Source organism: Kamptonema sp. PCC 6506 (assembly GCF_000180455.1).
GTDB lineage: Bacteria > Cyanobacteriota > Cyanobacteriia > Cyanobacteriales > Microcoleaceae > Kamptonema > Kamptonema formosum.
In genome coordinates this window covers 1-632 of sequence record NZ_CACA01000282.1, presented here as the reverse complement: position 1 = coordinate 632, position 632 = coordinate 1, and the positions used below count along the sequence as shown (strand labels likewise).

General features: G+C 34.0%; 1 pseudogene. It reads left to right on the top strand.

Annotated features, from left to right (window positions below):
- A pseudogene (locus OSCI_RS30785) lies at positions 1 to 586 on the top strand (IS701 family transposase); the annotation flags it as partial.
- Between the last annotated feature and the right edge of the window lie 46 nt (positions 587 to 632).

Below are 632 nucleotides of genomic sequence, written 5' to 3'. Positions count from 1 at the left end.
TGGAGTCTGGATGCCAGAGGGGGAGGAAGTTAAACAGACTTCTTGGCAAGAATTTGACCGAATATTAAGTAAAGGTCAACAACAAAAAAGATATGTGTGTGAGATAATATTTGGTCACAGGAATAAATATACTTATTGGTATCTAACAACTGATCCCGAAACATTACCAGTCAATAGTACATCTTATGTAATGACTAATATTGGCAAAATTAAATATCAAGATGTAGGCAATATTTATGGAGAAAAAACTTGGATTGAATATGGATTTAGACAAAGCAAATCTGAATTAGGTTGGTCGGACTTTCATGTAACTAAATATAATGATATTGCTAAATGGTGGTCAGCTATTTGTTGTGCTTTTCTATTAGTTAGTATGAGGGCTATTTCAACTCAGCCTTCGGAATTATCTGACTTATCAACTTGTCAATCTGAACTGAATAGTTATCTAGCTGAACATCCAGACTGGGATTTCAATCAAGGCTGGAAATCAATGCTAAATAATATGCAATTACTATTATTACCACTATTAGCCCTCAAATTAGTTGAACCTTGGTTGAAGGTAATGCAAGTCTCCTCTATTAGTTAGTAGCTTTAATACTTTAATTGGTCTGGTTAATCTCTGTGCTAATGCC